Genomic DNA, 20727 nt, shown 5'->3' with positions numbered 1-20727 from the left:
TTTGTCCCTGTTGCCCCGGTTTTCGGGCGAATCCACGCACGACCGTATCAAAGCAGGCCGGCATTGCACGTCAAATATCCCGGGGGGCGGTGATTGACCCTGCCGCCCCAGACGCCTATTGAGGCGCTGTTTCTCACCAGCTGGGCAGGACCAATGGCAGACGGAAAACCTCGCAGTTTTCAGGAGATCATCCTGCGCTTGCAGACCTACTGGGCGGCCAAGGGCTGCGCGGTGCTGCAACCCTATGACATGGAGGTGGGCGCGGGCACCTTCCATCCCGCCACCACGCTGCGCGCGCTGGGCTCGAAGCCCTGGGCCGCGTCCTATGTCCAACCCTCGCGCCGCCCGACCGACGGGCGCTATGGCGAGAACCCGAACCGGCTGCAGCACTACTACCAGTTCCAGGTGCTGATCAAACCCAGCCCGCCCAACCTGCAGGAGCTCTATCTGGGGTCGCTGGAGGCCATCGGCATCGACTTCGCCTTCCACGACATCCGCTTCGTCGAGGACGACTGGGAAAGCCCGACGCTGGGCGCCTGGGGCCTGGGCTGGGAAGTCTGGTGCGACGGCATGGAGGTCTCGCAGTTCACCTATTTCCAGCAGGTCGGCGGGCATGACTGCAAGCCGGTCTCGGGCGAGCTGACCTACGGGCTGGAGCGTCTGGCGATGTATGTGCTGGGCATCGACCATGTGATGGAGATGCCCTTCAACGACCCCGACGCGCCGATCCCGCTGAGCTATGGCGACATCTTCCGCCAGACCGAGCAGGAATATTCGCGCTTCAACTTCGACGTGGCCGAGACCGAGATCCTGTTCCGCCATTTCGAGGATGCCGAGGCCGAGTGCGAGGCGATCCTCGCCCACCCGCAGGAAGACCCCAAGACCGGCAGGCGCATCATCATGGCCCACCCGGCCTATGACCAGTGCATCAAGGCCAGCCACCTGTTCAACCTGCTGGACGCGCGCGGCGTGATCTCGGTGACCGAGCGGCAGGCCTATATCGGCCGCGTGCGCGCGCTGGCCAAGAAATGCGCCGACGCCTTCGTCGAGACCGAGGCCGGCGGATGGCAGGCGTGAGCGGCAAGCTGATCGCGGGCGGCATCGTGCTGACCGGCCTGATCGCCGGCATCGCGATGTATTACCTGCAGGTCTACGCCTTCTACGAGCCCGTGCCGGCGGACAGCCCCGCGGCCGAGGTGCGGCTGACCTCGGTCGTCTCGGGCCAGCCCGAGCCGGTCGGCGTCGCAGGCTTCGATGGGATCGACGCCGACAGCTCTCCGGTCCGCTTCCGCGCCTGTTTCACCGTGGATCGGCCGCTCGACGCGCTTACCGCGGCCTATGCCCGCCATGACGACCCGGTGCCCCTGGTCGCGCCCGGCTGGTTCGACTGTTTCGACGCCCGCGCCATCGGCGCCGCGCTGGAGCAGGGCGAGGCCGTCGCCTTCATGGGGCAGGAGAACATCCGCTATGGCATCGACCGCGTGATCGCCGTCTTCCCCGACGGCCGCGGCTATGCCTGGAACCAGATCAACCATTGCGGCGCAGTCGTGTTCGAGGGCAAGCCCGCCCCCGAGGGCTGCCCGCCGCCGCCGGAGACGAAGTGATGCCCGACCTGCTGATCGAACTGTTTTCCGAGGAAATCCCGGCCCGCATGCAGGCCCGCGCCCGCGAGGACCTGCAGAAACGCGTGACCGATGGGCTGGTCGAGGCCGGCCTGACCTATGCCGCGGCGCGGGCGTTCTCGACCCCGCGGCGGCTGGTGCTGGCGCTTGAGGGCCTGTCCGAGCGCAGCCCGACCCTGCTGGAAGAGCGCAAGGGCCCGCGCGTCGATGCGCCCGAGAAGGCGCTGGAGGGGTTCCTGCGCGCGACCGGCCTGACCCGCGAGCAACTCGGCGTGCGCGACGACAAGAAGGGCCAGATCTACTACGCCGAGATCGTGAAGGAGGGCCGCCCCGCCGCCGAGATCGTCGGCGAGGTGCTGGAGGACGTGATCCGCACCTTCCCCTGGCCGAAATCCATGCGCTGGGGCGCGGGCAGCCTGCGCTGGGTTCGCCCGCTGCATTCGATCCTCTGCCTTCTCAGCCGCGAGGACGGCGCCGAGGTGGTGCCGATGGTCGTTGACGGAATCCATGCCGGCGACACCACAAGCGGCCACCGCTTCATGGCGCCCGACGCGATCCGGGTGACGGGCTTCGAGGATTACGCCGCCAAGCTGAAACGCGCCCATGTGCTGATCGACCCGGAGGAGCGCGCCGACCATATCTGGCATGACGCCACCAACGCCGCCTTCGCGCAGGGGCTTGAGGTGGTCGAGGACAAGGGCCTGCTGGCCGAGGTCGCGGGGCTGGTCGAATGGCCCGTGGTGCTGATGGGCGCCATCGGCGAGGATTTCCTCGACCTGCCGCCCGAGGTGCTTCAGACCTCGATGAAGGAGCACCAGAAATTCTTTTCCGTGCGCGACCCCAAATCGGGGCGCATCGTGAAATTCGTCACCGTCGCCAACCGCGAGACCGCCGATCACGGCGCGACCATCCTGGCGGGCAACCAGAAGGTGCTGTCGGCCCGCCTGTCGGACGCCAAGTTCTTCTGGGAGAACGACCTGCGCGTGGCGAAATCGGGCATGGCTCTGTGGCTGCAGAAGCTCGACAGCGTGACCTTCCACAACCAGCTCGGGACCCAGGCCCAGCGGATCGAACGGATCGTGAAGCTCTCGCGCGCGATCGCGCCGCTGGTGGGCGCCGACCCGGATGCCGCCGCCGAGGCCGCCGAGGTGGCCAAGGCCGACCTCGCCTCGGAGATGGTCTACGAATTCCCCGAGTTGCAGGGGATCATGGGCCGCTACTACGCCCGGGCCGCGGGCCTCGCCCCCGAGATCGCCGAGGCCGCCGAGATGCATTACAAGCCCCTCGGCCCCTCCGACGCGCTGCCCGCGCATCCCGTCTCCATCGCCGTGTCGCTGGCCGACAAGCTCGACACGCTGGCCGGTTTCTGGGCGATCGACGAAAAGCCCACCGGGTCGAAGGACCCCTTCGCGCTGCGCCGCGCGGCGCTGGGCATCATCCGCACCGTGCTGGGCAACGACCTGCGGATCGGGCTGGAACGGCTGATCAACACCCAGCTGCTGGAGCATGCCATCGCCCTGAACCTCGACAGCGCCGAAGAGCAGGAGGCCTATTTCGTCCAGCACCTGGTGGACGACATCGCCCATCACGGCGTCTTCGGCGCCGCCTTCCGAGCGGTCACCGACCGGCTGGATGGCGAGATGGCCAAGCCCTTCCGCATCGAGGAGGGCACCTGGCTGGCCCATCTGCGCGAGACCCTGCCGGGCAAGAGCCACGACCTGCTGGGCTTCTTCCATGACCGGCTCAAGGTCTACCTGCGCGACGAGGGGCTGCGCCACGACGTGATCGACGCCTGCCTGGCGATGAAGGGCGCCGATGACCTGACCCTTCTGGTCAAGCGCGCCCGCGCCCTGTCGGAGGTGCTGGCCACCGAGGATGGCGGAAACCTCGTGCAGGGGTTCAAGCGCGCCAACAACATCCTGATCCAGGCCGAGGAAAAGGACGGGGTGGAATACCGATTCGGCGCCGACGCGAAATATGCCGAGGACGCGACCGAGACCGCGCTTTTCGCCGCGCTCGATGCCGCCGACGCGGTAATCGCCCCCGCGATGGAGGCGGAGGATTTCGCCGCCGCCATGTCCGCGATGGCCGCCCTGCGCGGGCCGATCGACGCCTTCTTCGACGCGGTGCAGGTGAATACCGACAATCCGGTGGTGCGGCGCAACCGCCTGAACCTGCTGCACCGCATCCGCGAGACCTGCATGCAGGTGGCCGACCTGACCCGCGTCGAGGGCTGAGCCGGGACCGCGCGGGCGCGCGGCGACCCGCGCGCTTGCCAAGCCGCGTCAGGGGGTTATCCTGCCCCCGTTGAGGGAGGCGCGACGGTGCTGCAAGAGACCGACTACACCGAGTTCACCGAAATCACGCCATCGGCGGATATCGAGACGGCGCGCCACGGCGGGCGGGCGAAATGCCTGCAGCGGCTGATCCGGCTGGGCCTGCCGGTGCCCAAGACGGTGGCGCTGTCCTTCGACGCGGTGCACCGCATCGCGGTGGGACAGATGCCCGACAAATCGGCGCTGCTGTCGCTGTTCGGCGCCACGCCGCTGGTCTCGGTGCGGCCCTCCAGCGGGGATCCCGACTGGGGCGGGCCCGGCGCGATCCTGAATATCGGGATGAACGCGGCCACCCATGCCGCGCTGGCCGAGAAGCTGGGGCAGGAGGCGGCCGACCGCCTCTATCTGCGGTTCATCCAGTCCTACGCCATCCATGTCGCCCGCCTCGACCCCGACAGGTTCGAGGAGGAGGCCTGCAACCACGAGACCATTCGCGCCGCGCTCCTGGCCTATGAGGAGGAGACCGACAGCCCCTTCCCGCAGGCGCCCGAGCGCCAACTCGGCCAGGTCCTGCGCTCCATGGCGCGGGCCTGGGAGGGGACCACGGCGCGCCTGCTGCGCCAGGCCAAGGGCGCGCCGGCCGATGCCGGCCTGGGCCTGGTGGTGCAGGAAATGGCGCTGGGGATCGGCCCGGTCGAAAGCGGCTCGGGCGTGATCCAGTATGTCGACAGCACCACCGGCCTGCACCAGATCACCGGCCGCTATCTCAGCCAGAGCCAGGGGCGGGCGGCGCTGAAACAGGGCGAGGGGGTGCTCTACCTCACCCGCGACCCGCGGGGCCGCTCGCTCGAGGAGCAATGCCCCGAGATCTTCGAGGAGCTGAAACGCTGGGGCGATATCTGCCGCCAGCGCCTGCGCGAGGAGATGCAGATCGAGTTCACCATCGAGGGCGGCACGCTGCACGTCCTCGACGCGGTGCGCGTGCAGCGCACCTCGCGCGCCGCGGTCCGCATCGCGGTCAGCCTCGCCGACGATTTCATCATCTCGCGCGAGGAGGCGCTGGCCCGGATCGAGCCGCGCGCGCTGAACGAGCTTCTGCACAGCCAGGTCGACCCGCGCGGCGCGCGCGACCGCTTCGCCCGCGGCATCCCGGCCAGCCCGGGGGCGGCCACCGGCAAGATCGTCTTCGGCTCGGCCGCGGCGCAGGCCAGCGCCGCGCGCGGCGAGCCCTGCATCCTGGTGCGCCGCGAAACCTCGCCCGAGGATATCCGCGGCATGCACGCCGCGGCAGGCGTGCTGACCGAGCGCGGCGGCATGACCAGCCATGCTGCGGTCATCGCCCGCGGTCTCGGCCTGCCCTGCGTGGTGGGCGTGTCCGAGATGCGGCTCAAGGCGCGCGACGGCCAGCTAGTCGCCGCCGACGGGCGGGTGTTCCACGAGGGCGACATCATCACCATCGACGGCACCTCCGGCGAGGCGCTGGTGGGCGCGGTGGACATGCTGGAGCCCGCCCTCGACGACGCCTTCCGCACGCTGCTGAGCTGGGCCGAGGAGGTCTGCGACATCGGCGTCCGGGCCAATGCCGACACCCCCGCCGACGCCCAGACCGCGCGCAATTTCGGCGCCGACGGCATCGGGCTGTGCCGCACCGAGCACATGTTCTTCGAGGAGGACCGGCTGACGGTGATGCGCGAGATGATCTTCGCCAAGACCGAACAGGATCGTCGCGCCGCCCTCGACCAGCTTTTGCCGATGCAGCGCGCCGATTTCACCCGGCTGTTCGAGATCATGCAGGGCCTGCCGGTCTGCATCCGCCTGTTCGACCCGCCCCTGCACGAATTCCTGCCGCATTCGCGAGAAGGCATGAGCGAGCTGGCCGACGCGCTCGACCTGCCGCTCTCCGACGTCATTCGCCGGGTCGAGTTCCTGTCGGAGTTCAACCCCATGCTGGGCATGCGCGGGGTGCGGCTGGGGGTCACCGTGCCCGAGATCTACGAGATGCAGGCGCGCGCCATCTTCGAGGCCACGATCGAGGCCCGCCGCAAGGGCGACCCGGTGGTGCCCGAGATCATGATCCCGCTGGTCTCGGCGATGCGCGAGGTGGAGCTGGTCAAGACCCGTATCGACGCCGTGGCCGCCGCCGTGCGGACCGAGCGCGGCACCGATTTCGACTACCGCCTCGGCGTGATGGTCGAGACCCCGCGCGCGGCGCTGCGCGCCGGCGACATCGTGCAGCACGCCGCCTTCCTCAGCTTCGGCACCAACGACCTGACGCAGATGACCTATGGCCTGTCGCGCGACGACGCGGGGCGGTTCATGGGCTCCTATGTGCAGCAGGGCGTGTTCCCCGAGGATCCGTTCCACACCCTCGACGTGGACGGGGTGGGGGAGCTTTTGCTGATCGGCGCCGGGCGCGCCCGCAACGCGCGGCCCGAGGTTGTGCTGTCGATCTGCGGCGAACATGGCGGCAACGCCGAATCCATTGCCTTCTGCCGCAACGCGGGCTTCGATTATGTGTCCTGCTCGCCGTTCCGCGTGCCGGTTGCCCGGCTGGCGGCCGCGCATCTGGCGATCGCGGCAGCGGCGAAACTCGCCTGCTGAAAGTTTCCGTGTAATCAAACTGTTACATTGTTGCGGCCGGTTTTCTCCGGGCCGCGGGGCGGCGGCCGATGGCCGGCGTCCGCCCCCATGGGTGGACGCGCGGCGCTTTTTGCAGTATGCCCCGCCTCCGTTGGTGGCCCGGTTTGGCCACGCTGCTTGGGGGCAAGCAATGAGTATCGGACGGTTTTGGGCGCTTGGCGCCGTGGCGGCGCTTTGGCTGGCCGGAATGGCACAGGCCGATGTGACAGCCTCGCAATCCAACGATCCCACAGCCGTCCTGGACACCCGTCTGACCCAGCTTCTGGGCGCCGAGAAGGAGGCGCTGAGTTCCGTCAGCACCCGCCGCCTTCAACGCCTGACCACCCCGGTGCCGACGCCGAAGGCCCCCGCCGGCAAGCCCGGCGAGATCCGCTACGAGGCCGAATGGCTCGATGCCCGGCCCGCCGTCGAGGGCGACGCCGAGGTCCAGTGCCTGGCCGAGGCGCTCTATTTCGAGGCCCGCGGCGAAAGCATCAAGGGCCAGTTCGCCGTGGCCGAGGTGATCATGAACCGCGTCGCCTCGGGTGCCTATCCCGACACCGTCTGCGGCGTGGTCAACCAGGGCACCGGGCGCAAGTATCAGTGCCAGTTCACCTATACCTGCGACGGCCGCGCCGAGGTGATCTCGGAAAAGGCCAGCTACGAGCGGGTCAAGAAAATCGCGGCACTGATGGTCGCGGGGGCGCCGCGGACGCTCACCTCCGGCGCCACCCATTACCACACCAATGCGGTCCATCCGCGCTGGGCGCGCAAGTTTCCGCGCACCGCCACCATCGGCGTACATCATTTCTATCGCCAGCCGACGCAACTGTCGCAGAACTAGGTCGCGCCCGGGACGGGGCTTGCCGCGCGCGGGCTTGCCCCCGGGCGCATTCCCTCTAGGCTGCCGCCGACACATGCGCCCCGGAGACCTGCCATGAGCAAAGACATCCGCCTCGCCTTCGCGCACCCCTCCGAGCGCTCCGAGGCCACCTCGGGCGATGACCCGCGCGACCGCATCTCGCTGCGCGATCACGTCGTCGAGGTCGAGATCGGCGCTTTCCAGGCGGAGCGCGGCGCCACCCAGCGGGTGCGCTTCAACGTGGTGGTCGAGGTGCGCCCGCATCCCGCGCCGCTCGATGACGACGTGGACCGGGTGCTGTCCTACGACGCCATCACCGAGGCCATCGCCGCCGAGCTGTCCTCGGAGCGGCTGAACCTGCTGGAGACGCTGGCCGAGCGCATCGCCGAGCATATCCTTCTCGAACCCCAGGCCATGCGCGTCTTCGTCCGCATCGAAAAGCTCGACCGCGGCCCCGGCGCGCTGGGGGTGGAGATCGTGCGCTCGCGCGGGCAGGTTGGGGCGAAGCCGGCGCAGACCGTGCCGGTGCAGGAACTCACCCGGCATCCCACCGTGGTCTTCCTCTCCAATACCGCCATCGCCGCGCCCGAACTGCCGCAATGGCTGGACCGGCTGGAGGCCTCCGGCGCGCCGGTGATCCTCTGCGTCGGTCCCGCGGACGCGCCCGCGCCGCAATCGGGCGCGGCGCTGGCGCAGCGCCGCATCGACCTGCTGGCGATCGAGCAGAACGCCTGGGTGCTGGCCGGGCGCGACAGGCGCTGCGTGGTGACCGAGACCCGGACCGAGATCGACTGGGCGATGAAGCACGGCCAGATGACCGTCTGGGCGCCCTCCAAGATCGTGCTCGACGCCATCGACGGACCCTCGGCCAGCCCGCGCGACGCGGTGGCGCTGGCGCTGTGGTTCGCCGATCACATGGCCGCGGGCCGCCGGGTTGTGATCGGCGCCGATCTGCCGGAGAATGCCGAGGCCGAGGCGCTGGCCATCGACGAGGCCGCCGCCGCGCTCTGACCGCGATCATCGAAGGCCGCCCATGCAACATCGCTATTTCCGCCCCATCGTGCAGACCGACCCCTGCCGCCCCGAAGGCGCGCTGACGCTGGCCGGCGGCTGGACATGGTTTTCCGAGGTCGAGGAGCTGCACCGCGACGGCACGCGCGGCCATCTGCCCGCCCGCGCCCTGCCCGAAGACGCCCGCGCCGCGCTGACCGCGCATCGCCCCTCGGTCGCCGGGCTGACCATGGACCGGCCGCGCCTGATGGGCATCCTCAACGTCACCCCCGACAGCTTCTCCGACGGCGGGCAGTTCGCGACGCCCGAGGCGGCGCTGGCGCATGGAAGGGCGCTGGTCGAGGGCGGGGCAGACATCCTCGATATCGGCGGCGAATCCACCCGCCCCGGCGCGGCCGAGGTGCCGGTGGCGGAAGAGACCGCCCGCACCGCCCCGGTCATCGCCGCGCTGCGCGCGGGCGGGCTGACCGCGCCGATCTCCATCGACACCCGCAAGGCGGCCGTCGCGCAGGCCGCGCTCGGGGCCGGGGCGAACCTGGTCAATGACGTCGCCGCCTTCACCTTCGACCCCGAGATCGCCGGGGTCGCGGCCAGGGCCCACGCGCCGGTCTGCCTGATGCACGCGCAGGGCGATCCCAAGACCATGCAGGACGCGCCGCGCTACGACAACGTGCTGCTCGACGTCTACGACTTCCTCGCCGAACGCGTCGCGGCCGCCGAGGCCGCGGGCATCCCGCGCGCCCGCATCGTGGTCGATCCCGGCATCGGCTTCGGCAAGACGGTCGGGCACAACCTGACGCTGCTGCGCGGGCTCAGCCTGTTCCACGGGCTGGGCTGCGCGGTGCTGCTGGGCGCCTCGCGCAAGCGGTTCATCGGCACGCTCGGGGATGCGCCGGATCCCGCCGACCGCATGCCCGGATCGGTCGCCGTCGCGCTGGCCGGCGCGGCGCAGGGGGTTCAGTTCCTGCGGGTTCATGATATCAGGGAGACCCGCCAGGCGCTCCGCCTGGCCGAGGCGCTTTGGGGTATGAGAGACGCATGAGCAGACGCTTTTTCGGCACCGACGGGGTGCGCGGCCGGGCCAACACCTATCCGATGACCGCCGAGATGGCGCTGCGCCTGGGCGCGGCGGCGGGGCGCTATTTCCGCCGCGACGGCAGCCGCGCGCACCGGGTGGTGATCGGCAAGGACACGCGGCTGTCGGGCTACATGTTCGAGAACGCGCTGACCGCGGGCTTCACCTCGACCGGCATGAACGTGTTCCTGCTGGGCCCGGTGCCGACGCCGGCGGTGGGGATGCTGACGACCTCGATGCGCGCCGATGTTGGCGTGATGATCTCGGCCAGCCACAACCCCGCCCATGACAATGGGATCAAGTTCTTCGGCCCCGACGGGTTCAAGCTCTCCGATGCCGCCGAGATCGAGATCGAGAAGCTGACGCTGGAAGGGGTAGAGCCGGCGCATGCCGAGAATATCGGCCGCGCCAAGCGCATCGACGACGGCCGCTTCCGCTATAACGAGCGGGTCAAGGCGACCTTCCCGCAGGGCAGGCGGCTGGACGGGCTGAAGGTCGTGATCGACTGCGCCAACGGCGCCGCCTACCGCACCGCGCCCGAGGTTCTGTGGGAACTGGGCGCCGAGGTGATCGAGGTCGGCACCACGCCCAACGGTTACAACATCAACGAGAAATGCGGCTCCACCAGCCCCGGCACGGCGGCCGAGGCGGTGGTGGCGCATGGCGCGGATGTGGGCATCTGCCTCGACGGCGACGCCGACCGGGTGGTGATCCTGGACGAGACCGGGCGGGTGGCCAATGGCGACCAGATCATGGCGTTGTTTGCCGCGCGCTGGGCCGAGGAGGGGCGGCTGAAGGACGGCACGCTGGTGGCCACGGTCATGTCCAACCTCGGTCTTGAGCATTTCCTCGCCGCCCGCGGGCTGCGGCTGGAGCGCACCCCGGTCGGCGACCGCTATGTGGTCGAGGCGATGCGCGCGGGCGGGTGGAACCTCGGCGGCGAGCAGTCGGGCCATATCGTGATGACCGATTTCGCCACCACCGGCGACGGGCTGCTGGCGGGGCTGCAATTCCTCGCCGCGATGGTCGAGACGGGTCAGCCCGCCTCGGCCCTCGTGCGCCAGTTCGAGCCGGTGCCGCAACTGCTGAAAAACGTCTCCTATGCCGCCGGGCAGACCCCGCTGGAGGCGCCCTCGGTCCAGGCCGCCATCGCCGAGGCCGAGGCGCGGCTGGACGGGCAGGGGCGGCTGCTGATCCGCAAATCGGGCACCGAGCCGCTGATCCGGGTGATGGCCGAGTGCACCGACGACGCGCTTCTGGCGCAGGTCGTGGACGACATCGTGGCCGAGGTCGAGGCCGCCGCGCGCGGCTGAGCGCCTAGAAATCGTCGTCGAGGATCGACGGCGTGACCAGGATCAGCAGGTTGTCGCGGTCCTTCGATCCGCTCCGGCCGCGGAACATCCGTCCGATCACCGGCAGCTCGGACAGGCCGGGCAGGGGCGCGGCGCCCGCCTGTGCCTGTGCGCGCGCATTGATCCGCCACGAGATGTCGCCGTTCACCAGAAAGACGTCGCCAAGATCGAATTGCACGACCGGCGCGGCGACCAGACGCGGGCCGGAGTGGTGGAGGTTTCCCGCCGCCTCGCCCTTGCGGAAGCGCCGGCGCAGGGTCGGGGTGATCAGCCCCGCGCGCCGTTCGTTCGACATGGGAAAGGCGCGGTCGAGGGGGACGGTCAGCGTCGGTTCGAACAGCAGGACCAGCGCGTCCGGCCGGATCTCCGCCGGTCCGAGGTTCAGCCGCACCCGGCCGACCAACTCGGGCGCCGCGCCGCGGTCGCGGTCCTCGCTGGCACGCGCCCTGACTGCGGGCAGGGCAGCAAGGCCGGTGGCGAACATGCGCCGGTTCAGCATGGCGTGGCCTCCTGATCGGTTGCCCGGCCAGCATAGCACGGATCAGCGGTTTCGCGAACGCCACTGGCTCAGCGCCACGCCGGTCAGGATCAGCGCCAGCGCCGCCAGCAGCGTCGGCGGCAGCGGCTCTCCCAGCACCAGCGCGCCGAAGGTCACCGCCCAGAGCGGCACCTGGTAGTTGGTCAGGCTCATGAAGGTGGGCCCCGCGCTGCGGATCACCAGCACCCGCAGCAGGTTCGCCCCGGCGGTGGGCAGCAGCCCCAGCACGGCCAGCGCGATCAGCGTGTCGCGCGGGGGCAGGGGCGGCGGCCCCTCGATCGCCCAGGCCACCGGCAGCACCACCGCCGCCCCGATCATGAGCAGCGTCGCGGACAGCGCGATCGGGTCCACCGGCGGCAGCCGCCGGGTCAGCACCGAGCTGACCGCGTAACACCCCGCCGCCGACAGACAGGCCAGCCGGCCGGCCGTCTCCAGCCCCGCGCCGGTGCTCTCGAAGGCCTGGCCGCCGACCAGCACCGCCACCCCCGCGAAGCCGATGACGAAGCCCAGCCCCTTGCGCGGGGTCAGCCGTTCTCCGGGCACGAAGGCATGCGCCAGAGGCAGCACCATCAGCGCGATCGCCGCCATCGACACCCCGGCGAATCCCGAGGTCACATATTGCTGTCCCCAGCTGAGCAGCATGAACGGCACCGCCGAGCTGCCGCAGCCGATCACCAGTACCGCCGGCCAGTTGCGCGTCCCGGTCAGGAACAGCGGCCGGCCGCGCAGCCCCCAGACCAGCCCCATCAACGCCGCGGCGAAGCCGATGCGCCCCGCGGCCAGCCAGAACGGGGTGATGCCGCGCAGCGCGATCTCGATCACGAGAAAGGTCGCGCCCCAGACCAGGCCCAGCGTGCCCACCATCAGCCAGCTTCTCGGTGTGATCTCCGGCATCGCGCCCTCCCTGCGTCCGGGCGAGACAGACACCGCTCGCGGGGCGAGGTCAAGATGCCGAATGAATACCATCGCATGCCATTGGTATTGCAGGGTTTCCCTGCGGCCATAGACCGCGCGGGGGGTGGTCTTGGGTTCGCGATTGTGCTGCTATATGCGGGGCGGGGAGACAAGAAAGGCGGTATCCCTTGGCACAACGTATCCTGATCCTCGGCGGCGGCTTCGCCGGCATGTTCGCGGCGCGCGAAGTGAAGAAGCGCCTCGGCCAGGCCGCCGAGGTGGAGTTGATCAACGACCAGAACTATTTCGTCTTCCAGCCGCTCCTGCCCGAGGTGGCCGGGGGCTCGATCACCGCGCCGCACGCGGTCTCGCCGCTGCGCTTCCTTTTGCGCGACGTGTTCGTGCGACAGGCCCGCGTGGACAGCGTCGATTTCGAGCGCAAGATCGTCACCGTCTTCCAGGGTGTGCAGCGCCGCCCGACCGAGATCGCCTATGACCACCTGATCGTGGCCATGGGCCAGACCGTGGACCTGTCGCGCACCCCCGGCCTGACCGAGCACGCCCTGACCATGAAGACGCTGGAGGATGCCCGCCGCCTGCGCGCCCATGTGATCGAGCGGCTGGAACATGCCGAGATCACCCAGCTGCCCGAGGTCAAGAGGGAGGCGCTGACCTTCTGCGTCGTCGGCGCCGGCTTCTCGGGGGTGGAGACCGTGGGCGAGATGAAGGAGCTGATCGACCGCTCGCTGAAATACTACCCCAATATCGACCCCTCCGAGGTGCGCGTGGTGGTCGTCGAATTCGCCGGCCGCGTGCTGGGCGAGCTGCCCGAGAAGCTGGGCGCCTACGCCGCCCGGAAGCTGGAGGAGCGCGGCATCGAGGTGATGCTGAACACCGGCGTCGCCTCGGCCACCGGCACCCGCCTGATCACCACCACCGGGCAGGAGATCCCGACCCGCACCATCGTTGCCACCATCGGCAACGCCCCCTCGCGCGTGGTGCGCGAGTTGGCGCTGGAAAAGGCGCATGGCCGCATCGTGGTGGAACGCACCCTGCAGGCCAAGGGGCGGCAGGACGTCTGGTCGCTGGGGGATTGCGCCCTGATCCCGATGAAGGAGGGCGCGGCCGAACGCGGCGATTTCGCGCCCCCCACTGCGCAGTTCGCCGTGCGAGAGGCCCGCACCGTGGCCGCGAACATCGCCGCCGCCCTTCAGGGCAGGCCGCTGAAGCCCTTCCAGTATGTGTCGCAGGGCGCGCTGGCCTCGCTCGGCGCGCGGCGCGGGGTGGCGCAGGTCTGGGGGATCAACATCTCGGGCCTGCCCGCGTGGCTGTTGTGGCGGGCCTATTACCTGTCCTTCCTGCCGGGCTTCGGCACGCGGGTGCGGGTGCTGATCAACTGGATCCTGGACGCGCTGAGCCCGCGCTCGGTGGTGCAGATCCGCTCCTACACGCCGCCCGCGGCGCGCTATGTGCACTACCGCGCCGGCGACCGGGTGTTCGAGGCCGGCAACCGCGCCGATGGGTTCTACACCGTGATCTCCGGCGCGGTGGAGCTGAGCTATCAGGACGAGGCGACGGGCGGGACCGTCACCACGAGGATCGGCCCGGGCGGCCATTTCGGCGAGAGGCTGATCCTCGGCCAGCAGCGCCGCTCGGGGACGGTGCGGGCGCTGGAGGACAGCAAGGTGCTGGTGCTCGACCGCGAGGAGTTCCTCAAGATCGCCGACGGCTTCCCCGTCGTGCGCGACTATTTCAAGGCGCATATGAAAGAGGTCTACGGCATCGACTGGTCGCCCAACAGCGGTCAGCAGGGCTGAGGCACGGGCCTCATATCCCCCCCCTCGCGCCTTTGCTGGCGGACTTGAGCTGAGGGCAGCGTCCGCCCCGGGGGCGGGCGCTATCCGGCGCGAACGCCGGGCAGGCCTGCGATCGGCGCGCCTTGAACCTGCCGGTGCATTCCCGGCGCTCATATGCGGGTCATACGAAATTCATATCGAACTCATACGCACCCGGCGGCCCCCCGGGCGCACCGGTCGACCCCGCGCAGGAAAAAGGCCCCGGCGATGCGCCGGGGCCTCCGTCTGGCCGGGCGGGCGAAGCCGCCCGATGGCCTCAGTTCTTTTCCTGGTCCACCAGCTTGCCGGCCGAGATCCAGGGCATCATATCGCGCAGCTTCTGGCCGACCTGCTCGATCTGGTGCTCGTCGTTCAGGCGGCGCGTGCCCTTGAAGAACGGCTGGCCGACGGCGTTTTCCTGCATGAAGTCGCGCACGAACTTGCCGGTCTGGATGTCGCGCAGGATGCCCTTCATCGCGGCCTTGGTCTCGTCGTAGGGCAGAACCCGCGGGCCCGAGACATACTCGCCGTATTCGGCGGTGTTCGAGATCGAGTAGTTCATGTTGGCGATGCCGCCCTCGTAGATCAGGTCGACGATCAGCTTCACCTCGTGCAGGCATTCGAAATACGCCATTTCAGGCGCATAGCCAGCCTCGACCAGGGTCTCGAAGCCCATGCGGATCAGTTCCACCAGGCCGCCGCAGAGCACGGCCTGCTCGCCGAAGAGGTCGGTCTCGCATTCCTCGCGGAAGTTGGTCTCGATGATGCCCGAGCGGCCGCCGCCGATGGCCGAGCAGTAGCTCAGGCCCAGCTCCAGCGCCTTGCCCGAGGCGTCGTTGTGCACTGCCACCAGGCAGGGCACGCCGCCGCCCTTGACGTATTCGCCACGCACGGTGTGGCCGGGGCCCTTGGGCGCCATCATGATCACGTCGACGCCGGGCTTGGGCTCGATCAGGCCGAAATGCACGTTCAGGCCGTGGGCGAAGGCGATCGCCGCGCCTTCGCGCAGGTTGTCGTGGACGTATTTGCGGTAGGTCTCGGCCTGCAGTTCATCGGGCATGGTGAACATGATCAGGTCGCACCAGGCCGCGGCCTCGGCGATGCCCATCACGGTCAGGCCCTCGGCCTCGGCCTTCCTGGCCGATTTCGAGCCTTCGCGCAGGGCGACGACCAGGTTCTTGGCGCCGCTGTCGCGCAGGTTCAGCGCATGGGCGTGGCCCTGCGAGCCATAGCCCAGGATGGCCACTTTCTTGTCCTTGATCAGGTTGATGTCGCAATCGCGATCGTAATAGACGCGCATGGGGCGTTCCTTCCTTGCTTGAGCGGTCTCGTTGGCGGCCAAGATAGCCACCCTACGCCTATTCCGCTTTGCAATATTTGACGAGTTTCGATTTCTCTGCGAAAAAGCATTCTCCAAATCGCAAAATATGAAATATCCATGCACGTTGACGATATCGACCGCCGGCTGTTGCGCCAGCTTCAGGCCGATCCCACGCTCGCCACCGCCGAACTGGCCGAGCGTGCCGGGCTGACGCCGGCCACCTGCTGGCGCCGGCTGGAAAAGCTGCGCCAGGCGGGCGTGCTGAAGGGCCAGCGCGCGGTGATCGACTGGCGCGCGCTGGGCTACGCGGTCGAGGTCTCGCTGCGGGTGAGCCTCGACAAGACCGACCCGCGCGCCTTCGACGAATTCATCGCCGCCGCCCGCGCGGTGCCCGAGGTCTACGAGATCCAGACCTTCCTCGGCCGGGTGGACGTGCGCCTGAACATCCTCGCCCGCGACATGGCCCATTACCAGGAAATCTACCGCGAGCGCATCCTGACCCTGCCGCATATCGCGGATATCGAGGCGCTGATGCTGGTCTCCGACATCAAGCGCGGCGAGGCGCTGCCGCTGTGATGGAACTCGACGAAACGGACCGCCGGATCCTGCGCGCACTCTCCGAGGACGCCACGCTGAGCGCCGGCGCGCTGGGCCGCAGCCTCGGCCTCAGCCAGCCCGCCACCTGGCGGCGGATCAAGCGGCTGGAGGAGGCGGGCATCCTCAAGGGGCGCCGGCTGGACCTCGACGCCGCGGCGCTGGGCTTCGGCGTGACGGTGTTCCTGGGCGTGAAGCTGGCCACCAAGGGCCGCGTCAGCCTGGAGGATTTCGAACGCGCGGTCACCGCCATCCCCGAGGTGCAGACGGTGCAGCATGTGCTGGGCCTGTTCGACTACCGGCTGCGGGTGGTCGCCCGCGACCTGAGCGATTTCGAGCGCGTCCTGCGCCGCCGCATCATGACCCTGCCCGGCGTCGGCAATGTCGAGGCCAATGTCCTGCTCTCCGAGGAGCGCCGCCCGGGCCCCCTGGGCTGAGCCGGCTTCTTCTTGGCGGAAATACTCCCGCCGGAGGCCTGAAAATTCTTGGCGCGGCGCTGGATTTTTCGCGTCGGAATTGAGTATTTGTGCCAAGAAGAAGCTGCAATTTCCCTTCCGGACCGGAGAGCCCCCATGCCCGCGCTGCTAGACACGATCGATCCCGACGGCCTGCTGGAATATTCGGTGGTCTTCACCGACCGTTCGCTCAACCACATGAGCCGGGCCTTCCAGCAGGTGATGCGGGATATCTCCGCCATGCTGAAGGAGGTCTACAGCGCCCATGCCGTGGCTCTGGTGCCCGGCGGCGGGACCTATGCGATGGAGGCGGTGGCGCGGCAGTTCGCGCGCGACCGGCACGCGCTGGTGGTGCGCAACGGCTGGTTCTCCTACCGCTGGAGCCAGATATTCGAGGCGGGCGGGCTGACCTCGGAGGCGACCGTGCTCAAGGCGCGGCGGCTGGGCAACGGGCCCAGGGCGCCCTTCGCCCCGGCCCCGATCGAGGAGGTCGTGGCGAAGATCCGCGAGGCGCGGCCCGAGATCGTCTTTGCGCCGCATGTGGAGACCTCGGCGGGCGTGATCCTGCCCGACGACTACATCGCCGCGATGGCGCAGGCCGCGCACGAGGTGGGCGCGCTGATGGTGCTGGACTGCATCGCCTCCGGCTGCGTCTGGGTGGACATGCAGGCGACCGGCGTGGACGTTCTGATCTCGGCCCCGCAGAAGGGCTGGTCGGCGCAGCCCTCGGCCGGGCTGGTGATGTTGTCGGAAGCCGCGCGCGCGCGCATCGAGGGGACGCAGTCCGACAGCTTCGCTCTCGATCTCAAGAAATGGCTGCAGATCATGGAAGCCTATGAGGCGGGCGGGCATGCCTATCACGCGACCATGCCCACCGATGCGCTGCGCGCCTTCCGCGACACGGTTCTGGAAACCAGGGACTACGGTTTCGACAGGCTGTGCGCGGCGCAATGGGCGCAGGGCGACGCGGTGCGCGCGATGCTGGCGGAAAAGGGCGTTCAGTCGGTCGCGGCCGAGGGCTTCGGCGCGCCGGGCGTGGTGGTCGGCTATACCGACGACCCGGAGATCCAGAACGGCCGGAAATTCGCCGAGCGCGGCATCCAGATCGCGGCCGGCGTGCCGCTGCAATGCGACGAGGGGGCGGGGTTCTCGACCTTCCGCATCGGGCTGTTCGGCCTCGACAAGCTTTACGATGTCGAGGCCAGCGTGGCGCGGCTGAAGGCGGTGGTGGACGAGGTCCTCTGAGCGCTCAGCGCACGCCGAGCCCGGCGCGCATCAGGGTCTTGCGCACCGGCGCCACGGAATAGAGCGCGTTCAGCGCGCCGGCGCGCAGGTCGCGCAGCCCCGGCGCGCCCAGCATCGAGGCGCGGTTGAGCAGGTCGATACCGGTCACCCGCGCCTTGACCTCCGCCCAGCGGCGGCGGTTGTAGGTCTCCAGCATGCTGGCGCTGCCGAGGTCGGCGGGGGCGGCATTGGCCAGTTCCAGCAGGACGCGGGTATCGGCGAGGCTCATGTTCAGCCCCTGCGCGCCGATCGGCGGCACCACATGGGCGGCCTCGGCGATCAGCGCCGTGCGCTCGCCGAAGAAGCGGTCGGCGATCTGGCTGATGATCGGCCAGACGCTGCGGCGGGTGGCCAGTTTCAGGGGGCCGTAGAGCCCGGCGGAGCGGGCGTTCATCTCGGCCTCGAATTCCTCTTCGGGCAGGGCGGCGAGGCGCAGCACCTCGGGGCCCTTCTCCATCCACACGATGGCCGAGCAGTGTTTTCCGTCGATATCGGGCAGCGGGACCAGGGTGAACGGCCCGCCGGAGCGGTGCACCTCGGTCGAGACGTTGTTGTGCGGCGCGGGGTGGGTGACGGCGAAGGCCAGCGCCTTCTGTCCGTAGCGCATGGTGGTGACGCCGATCCCCAGCGCCTCGCGCACGGGCGAGTTGCGGCCGTCGGCGGCGATCAGAAGCCGGGCCGAGATGCGGCTGCCGTCCGAGAGCCCCACCAGCGCCTCGCCGGTTCGGGTGATCACCCGCTGAGTGGCGACGCCGGGGCGGAATTCGACATTGGGGATTTCTGCCAGCCGCGCCACCATCTCGCGCCGCAAGAGCCAGTTGGGCAGGTTCCAGCCGAAGGGCTGGTCGGAGATGTCGGCGGCGTTGAAATCCTTGACGATGCGCGGCTCGGGCGTCTCGCCGCCGGCGTCCACGATCCGCATCACCTGCAACTCAGAGGCATAGGGCAGCAGCCGCTGCCACAGCCCGGCGGCCTCAAGCACCTGCAGCGAGGGCTGCAGGAAGGCCGTGGTGCGCAGGTCGGCGCCGGCATCCGCGCCGTCGGTCACCGGCGGGGCCGGGTCCACGCAGATCACGGAAAACCCCGCGGAGCCAAAGGCGGCCGCCGCGGTCAGGCCGGCGACCCCGCCGCCGGAAATCAGGATGTCGGTGGTGATGCGATCCATGCGAGTCCCTCCTGGACCAGAGATAGGCCGAAGCGCATCCCCGGTCCAAGGGGCATCTCGTCACCCGCGGGTGATCAGGATCAGGTAGAGGAACATCACCGGCACCATGCACAGCGCGGGGATGTAGAGGCCGGGGATGCCGAATCTGAGGATCGAGATCCCCCACAGGCTGACCAGCGTGGCGACGAGGTAGTAGATGTTGCTCTTGTCACCAAAGAGCAGGTCCTTGGCGACCCAGCCCAGAACCGGGACAGCGAGGAACAGGCGCAGCCACAGCGGCCGCGGGGCGTAAGTTTCAGAATACATGGAATTTCTCCCTTTTCGTGGCGGCCTATATGGTGGTCTCGGCCAAAGGGGGAAAGGGCCCAAACTGACGCAGTGCGGCAATGTGGACCAGGGCGGCGGGGTTGCCTTCAGTTCCGGTCCGTGACGCGGGCGAGGAAGGCGCCCAGATCGTCGGTGTGGTGCTGGATGTGATCGGCGGCGTGGGCCTCGGGGGCGACATGGACGGTGCGCATCCCCATGGCGTGCGGTGCGGCGAGGTTGCGCGGGTCGTCCTCGAACATCGCGGCCTTGTCCGGCTCGGTGCCGTCGCGGGCGAAGATGCGCTCGAAGGCGGCGCGTTCGGGCTTGGGACGGAAGCCCGCGTGCTCCACGCCATAAACCGCGTCGAACACGCCCGCCAGGCCGCGCGCGGCCAGCACCCGCTCGGCATAGGGGGCCGATCCGTTCGTGTAGACGATGCGCCGCCCCGGCAGATCGGCGATTCGCGCGCGCAGCTCCGGGTCGGGGGCGAGATGCGACAGGTCGATCTCGTGCACATGGGTCAGGTAGGGGGCGGGGTCGATGCCGTGCAGTTCCATCAGACCGGCCAGCGTGGTGCCGTATTCAGCCCAGTAGACGCGGCGCAGACGGTTGGCCTCGGCCCGCGCGACGCCGAGCGTGTCCATGACATAAGCCGTCATGCGGGTCTCGATCTGGTCGAACAGCCGCGCCTCGGGCGGGTAAAGCGTGTTATCCAGGTCGAAGACCCAGTGCCGGACGTGATCGAAGGAACGTGCTACCATCCCCGACACCTAGGGGGCTGCGGCAATCGGATCAAGGACTTGGGCTTGATTCGGCTTGCCGCGAGGGGATAGCTTGGGCTGTTGCCACGCGGAGAGCCCCATGCAAGACGCCAAAGCCAGCCACAAGGACGCCTATGCCCTGATCCTCGACGCGATCGACGTTGGGGTCTACAAGCCCGGCGACCGGCTGGTGGAAAGCGAGTTGGCGGACCGTTTCGGCATGTCGCGCACGCCGATCCGCGAGGCGCTGCAGCGGCTGGAAACCCAGTCCCTGCTGGAGCGCGACGGGCGCAGCCTGATCGTGGCCTCGCTGAACCACAACCAGCTGGCCGAGCTTTACGTCGTGCGCTGCGAGCTGGAGGGGCTGGCGGCGCGGCTGGCGGCCAAGCACGCCACCGACGAGGAGGTCCGCGTCCTGCGCGCGATGGTCGAGGAGGATGCCGCCCTGCTGGACAATCCCCGTGCGCTGGCCCGCGCCAACCGGCGGTTCCACAAGCAGGTGCACCTGGCCTCGCACAATTCCTTCCTGGTGCAGCAGCTCGACCTGGTGCACCGCTCGATGGCGCTGATGGCGACCACCTCGCTGGCGATCGAGGGCCGCGGCAAGACCGCGCTGCAGGAACACCGCGCGATCGTCGAGGCGATCGCCGCGCATGACGGCAAAGCCGCCTACGAGGCGCTGAAATCGCATATTTCCAAGGCATTCGAGGAACGTCTGCGGCTGGATGCCGACAAATACTCCGACCTCTAGGCGACC

General features: G+C 69.2%; 19 protein-coding genes. 13 read left to right on the top strand and 6 right to left on the bottom strand.

Annotated elements, in window-relative coordinates; genetic code table 11:
- Positions 1-153 precede the first annotated feature (153 nt).
- The 8 genes from KCI33_RS08930 (at position 154) to glmM (ending at position 10778) form a co-directional block, all read left to right on the top strand.
- Positions 154-1077, top strand: coding sequence for a glycine--tRNA ligase subunit alpha (locus tag KCI33_RS08930; protein ID WP_212524439.1), 924 nt, complete (start codon positions 154-156; stop codon positions 1075-1077).
- Positions 1065-1604: a DUF6446 family protein gene (locus KCI33_RS08925; protein ID WP_212524438.1), complete on the top strand. Its 540-nt coding sequence runs from the start codon at positions 1065-1067 to the stop codon at positions 1602-1604. The genes KCI33_RS08930 and KCI33_RS08925 overlap by 13 nt, the downstream gene beginning before the upstream one ends.
- Entirely contained in the window at positions 1604-3859 is a 2256-nt protein-coding gene (glyS, locus tag KCI33_RS08920; protein ID WP_212524437.1) for a glycine--tRNA ligase subunit beta, read from the top strand. The genes KCI33_RS08925 and glyS overlap by 1 nt, the downstream gene beginning before the upstream one ends.
- 90 nt (positions 3860-3949) lie before the next feature.
- Positions 3950-6499, top strand: coding sequence for a putative PEP-binding protein (locus tag KCI33_RS08915; protein WP_212524560.1), 2550 nt, complete (start codon positions 3950-3952; stop codon positions 6497-6499).
- A 169-nt stretch (positions 6500-6668) separates the two neighbouring features.
- Complete coding sequence (locus tag KCI33_RS08910; RefSeq protein ID WP_212524436.1) at positions 6669-7361, top strand: cell wall hydrolase; 693 nt, start codon at positions 6669-6671, stop codon at positions 7359-7361.
- 93 nt (positions 7362-7454) lie between these two features.
- Positions 7455-8390: a dihydroneopterin aldolase gene (locus tag KCI33_RS08905; protein ID WP_212524435.1), complete on the top strand. Its 936-nt coding sequence runs from the start codon at positions 7455-7457 to the stop codon at positions 8388-8390.
- Between the two features lie 22 nt (positions 8391-8412).
- Positions 8413-9432, top strand: coding sequence for a dihydropteroate synthase (gene folP, locus KCI33_RS08900; RefSeq protein WP_212524434.1), 1020 nt, complete (start codon positions 8413-8415; stop codon positions 9430-9432).
- Positions 9429-10778 carry a phosphoglucosamine mutase gene (gene glmM / locus KCI33_RS08895; protein ID WP_212524433.1) on the top strand — a complete coding sequence of 450 codons (1350 nt, stop codon included), beginning with the start codon at positions 9429-9431 and terminating at the stop codon, positions 10776-10778. The genes folP and glmM overlap by 4 nt, the downstream gene beginning before the upstream one ends.
- Before the next feature lie 4 nt (positions 10779-10782).
- On the opposite strand, the gene KCI33_RS08890 is transcribed toward glmM, so the two are convergent.
- Together KCI33_RS08890 and KCI33_RS08885 are read right to left on the bottom strand one after the other, a co-directional pair.
- Positions 10783-11316 carry a hypothetical protein gene (locus tag KCI33_RS08890; RefSeq protein WP_212524432.1) on the bottom strand — a complete coding sequence of 178 codons (534 nt, stop codon included), beginning with the start codon at positions 11314-11316 and terminating at the stop codon, positions 10783-10785.
- A gap of 42 nt (positions 11317-11358) precedes the next feature.
- Entirely contained in the window at positions 11359-12249 is an 891-nt protein-coding gene (locus KCI33_RS08885) for a DMT family transporter (RefSeq protein WP_212524431.1), read from the bottom strand.
- A 188-nt stretch (positions 12250-12437) separates the two neighbouring features.
- Between KCI33_RS08885 and KCI33_RS08880 the strand changes: the two genes are divergently transcribed.
- Entirely contained in the window at positions 12438-14066 is a 1629-nt protein-coding gene (locus KCI33_RS08880; RefSeq protein WP_212524430.1) for an FAD-dependent oxidoreductase, read from the top strand.
- Positions 14067-14361: 295 nt separating this feature from the next.
- On the opposite strand, the gene ilvC is transcribed toward KCI33_RS08880, so the two are convergent.
- Complete coding sequence (gene ilvC, locus KCI33_RS08875) at positions 14362-15384, bottom strand: ketol-acid reductoisomerase (protein WP_212524429.1); 1023 nt, start codon at positions 15382-15384, stop codon at positions 14362-14364.
- A gap of 138 nt (positions 15385-15522) precedes the next feature.
- On the opposite strand from ilvC, the gene KCI33_RS08870 reads away from it, so the two are divergent.
- From KCI33_RS08870 to KCI33_RS08860, 3 genes are all read left to right on the top strand, one after another.
- The gene (locus KCI33_RS08870; RefSeq protein WP_212524428.1) at positions 15523-15981 is read left to right on the top strand and encodes an Lrp/AsnC family transcriptional regulator; all 459 of its coding nucleotides are present in this window, start codon (positions 15523-15525) and stop codon (positions 15979-15981) included.
- Positions 15978-16436, top strand: a complete 459-nt coding sequence (locus KCI33_RS08865; protein ID WP_212524427.1) for an Lrp/AsnC family transcriptional regulator — start codon at positions 15978-15980, stop codon at positions 16434-16436. The genes KCI33_RS08870 and KCI33_RS08865 overlap by 4 nt, the downstream gene beginning before the upstream one ends.
- 135 nt (positions 16437-16571) lie before the next feature.
- On the top strand, positions 16572-17699 hold the full coding sequence (locus KCI33_RS08860) for an aminotransferase class V-fold PLP-dependent enzyme (protein WP_212524426.1): 1128 nt from the start codon (positions 16572-16574) through the stop codon (positions 17697-17699).
- 4 nt (positions 17700-17703) lie between these two features.
- Here KCI33_RS08860 and KCI33_RS08855 read toward each other — a convergent pair whose 3' ends face one another.
- The 3 genes from KCI33_RS08855 to KCI33_RS08845 form a co-directional block, all read right to left on the bottom strand.
- A complete protein-coding gene (locus KCI33_RS08855; RefSeq protein WP_212524425.1) occupies positions 17704-18903 on the bottom strand; it encodes a UbiH/UbiF family hydroxylase in 1200 nt (399 codons plus the stop codon).
- 60 nt (positions 18904-18963) lie between these two features.
- Entirely contained in the window at positions 18964-19209 is a 246-nt protein-coding gene (locus tag KCI33_RS08850) for a hypothetical protein (RefSeq protein WP_212524424.1), read from the bottom strand.
- Positions 19210-19316: 107 nt separating this feature from the next.
- Positions 19317-19970: a pyrimidine 5'-nucleotidase gene (locus KCI33_RS08845; RefSeq protein WP_212524423.1), complete on the bottom strand. Its 654-nt coding sequence runs from the start codon at positions 19968-19970 to the stop codon at positions 19317-19319.
- Positions 19971-20070: 100 nt separating this feature from the next.
- Here KCI33_RS08845 and KCI33_RS08840 point away from each other — a divergent pair, with 100 nt between their 5' ends.
- Positions 20071-20721 (top strand): GntR family transcriptional regulator, encoded by a 651-nt coding sequence (locus KCI33_RS08840; RefSeq protein ID WP_212524422.1) that lies wholly within the window; start codon positions 20071-20073, stop codon positions 20719-20721.
- Positions 20722-20727: the final 6 nt, after the last annotated feature.

The sequence above is a fragment of the Actibacterium sp. MT2.3-13A genome, from assembly GCF_018139985.1.
In the GTDB taxonomy this organism is placed as follows: Bacteria; Pseudomonadota; Alphaproteobacteria; order Rhodobacterales; family Rhodobacteraceae; genus JAGSOU01.
Note: the sequence above shows the minus strand (reverse complement) of the source record. Positions and strands in the feature narration are given on the sequence as shown.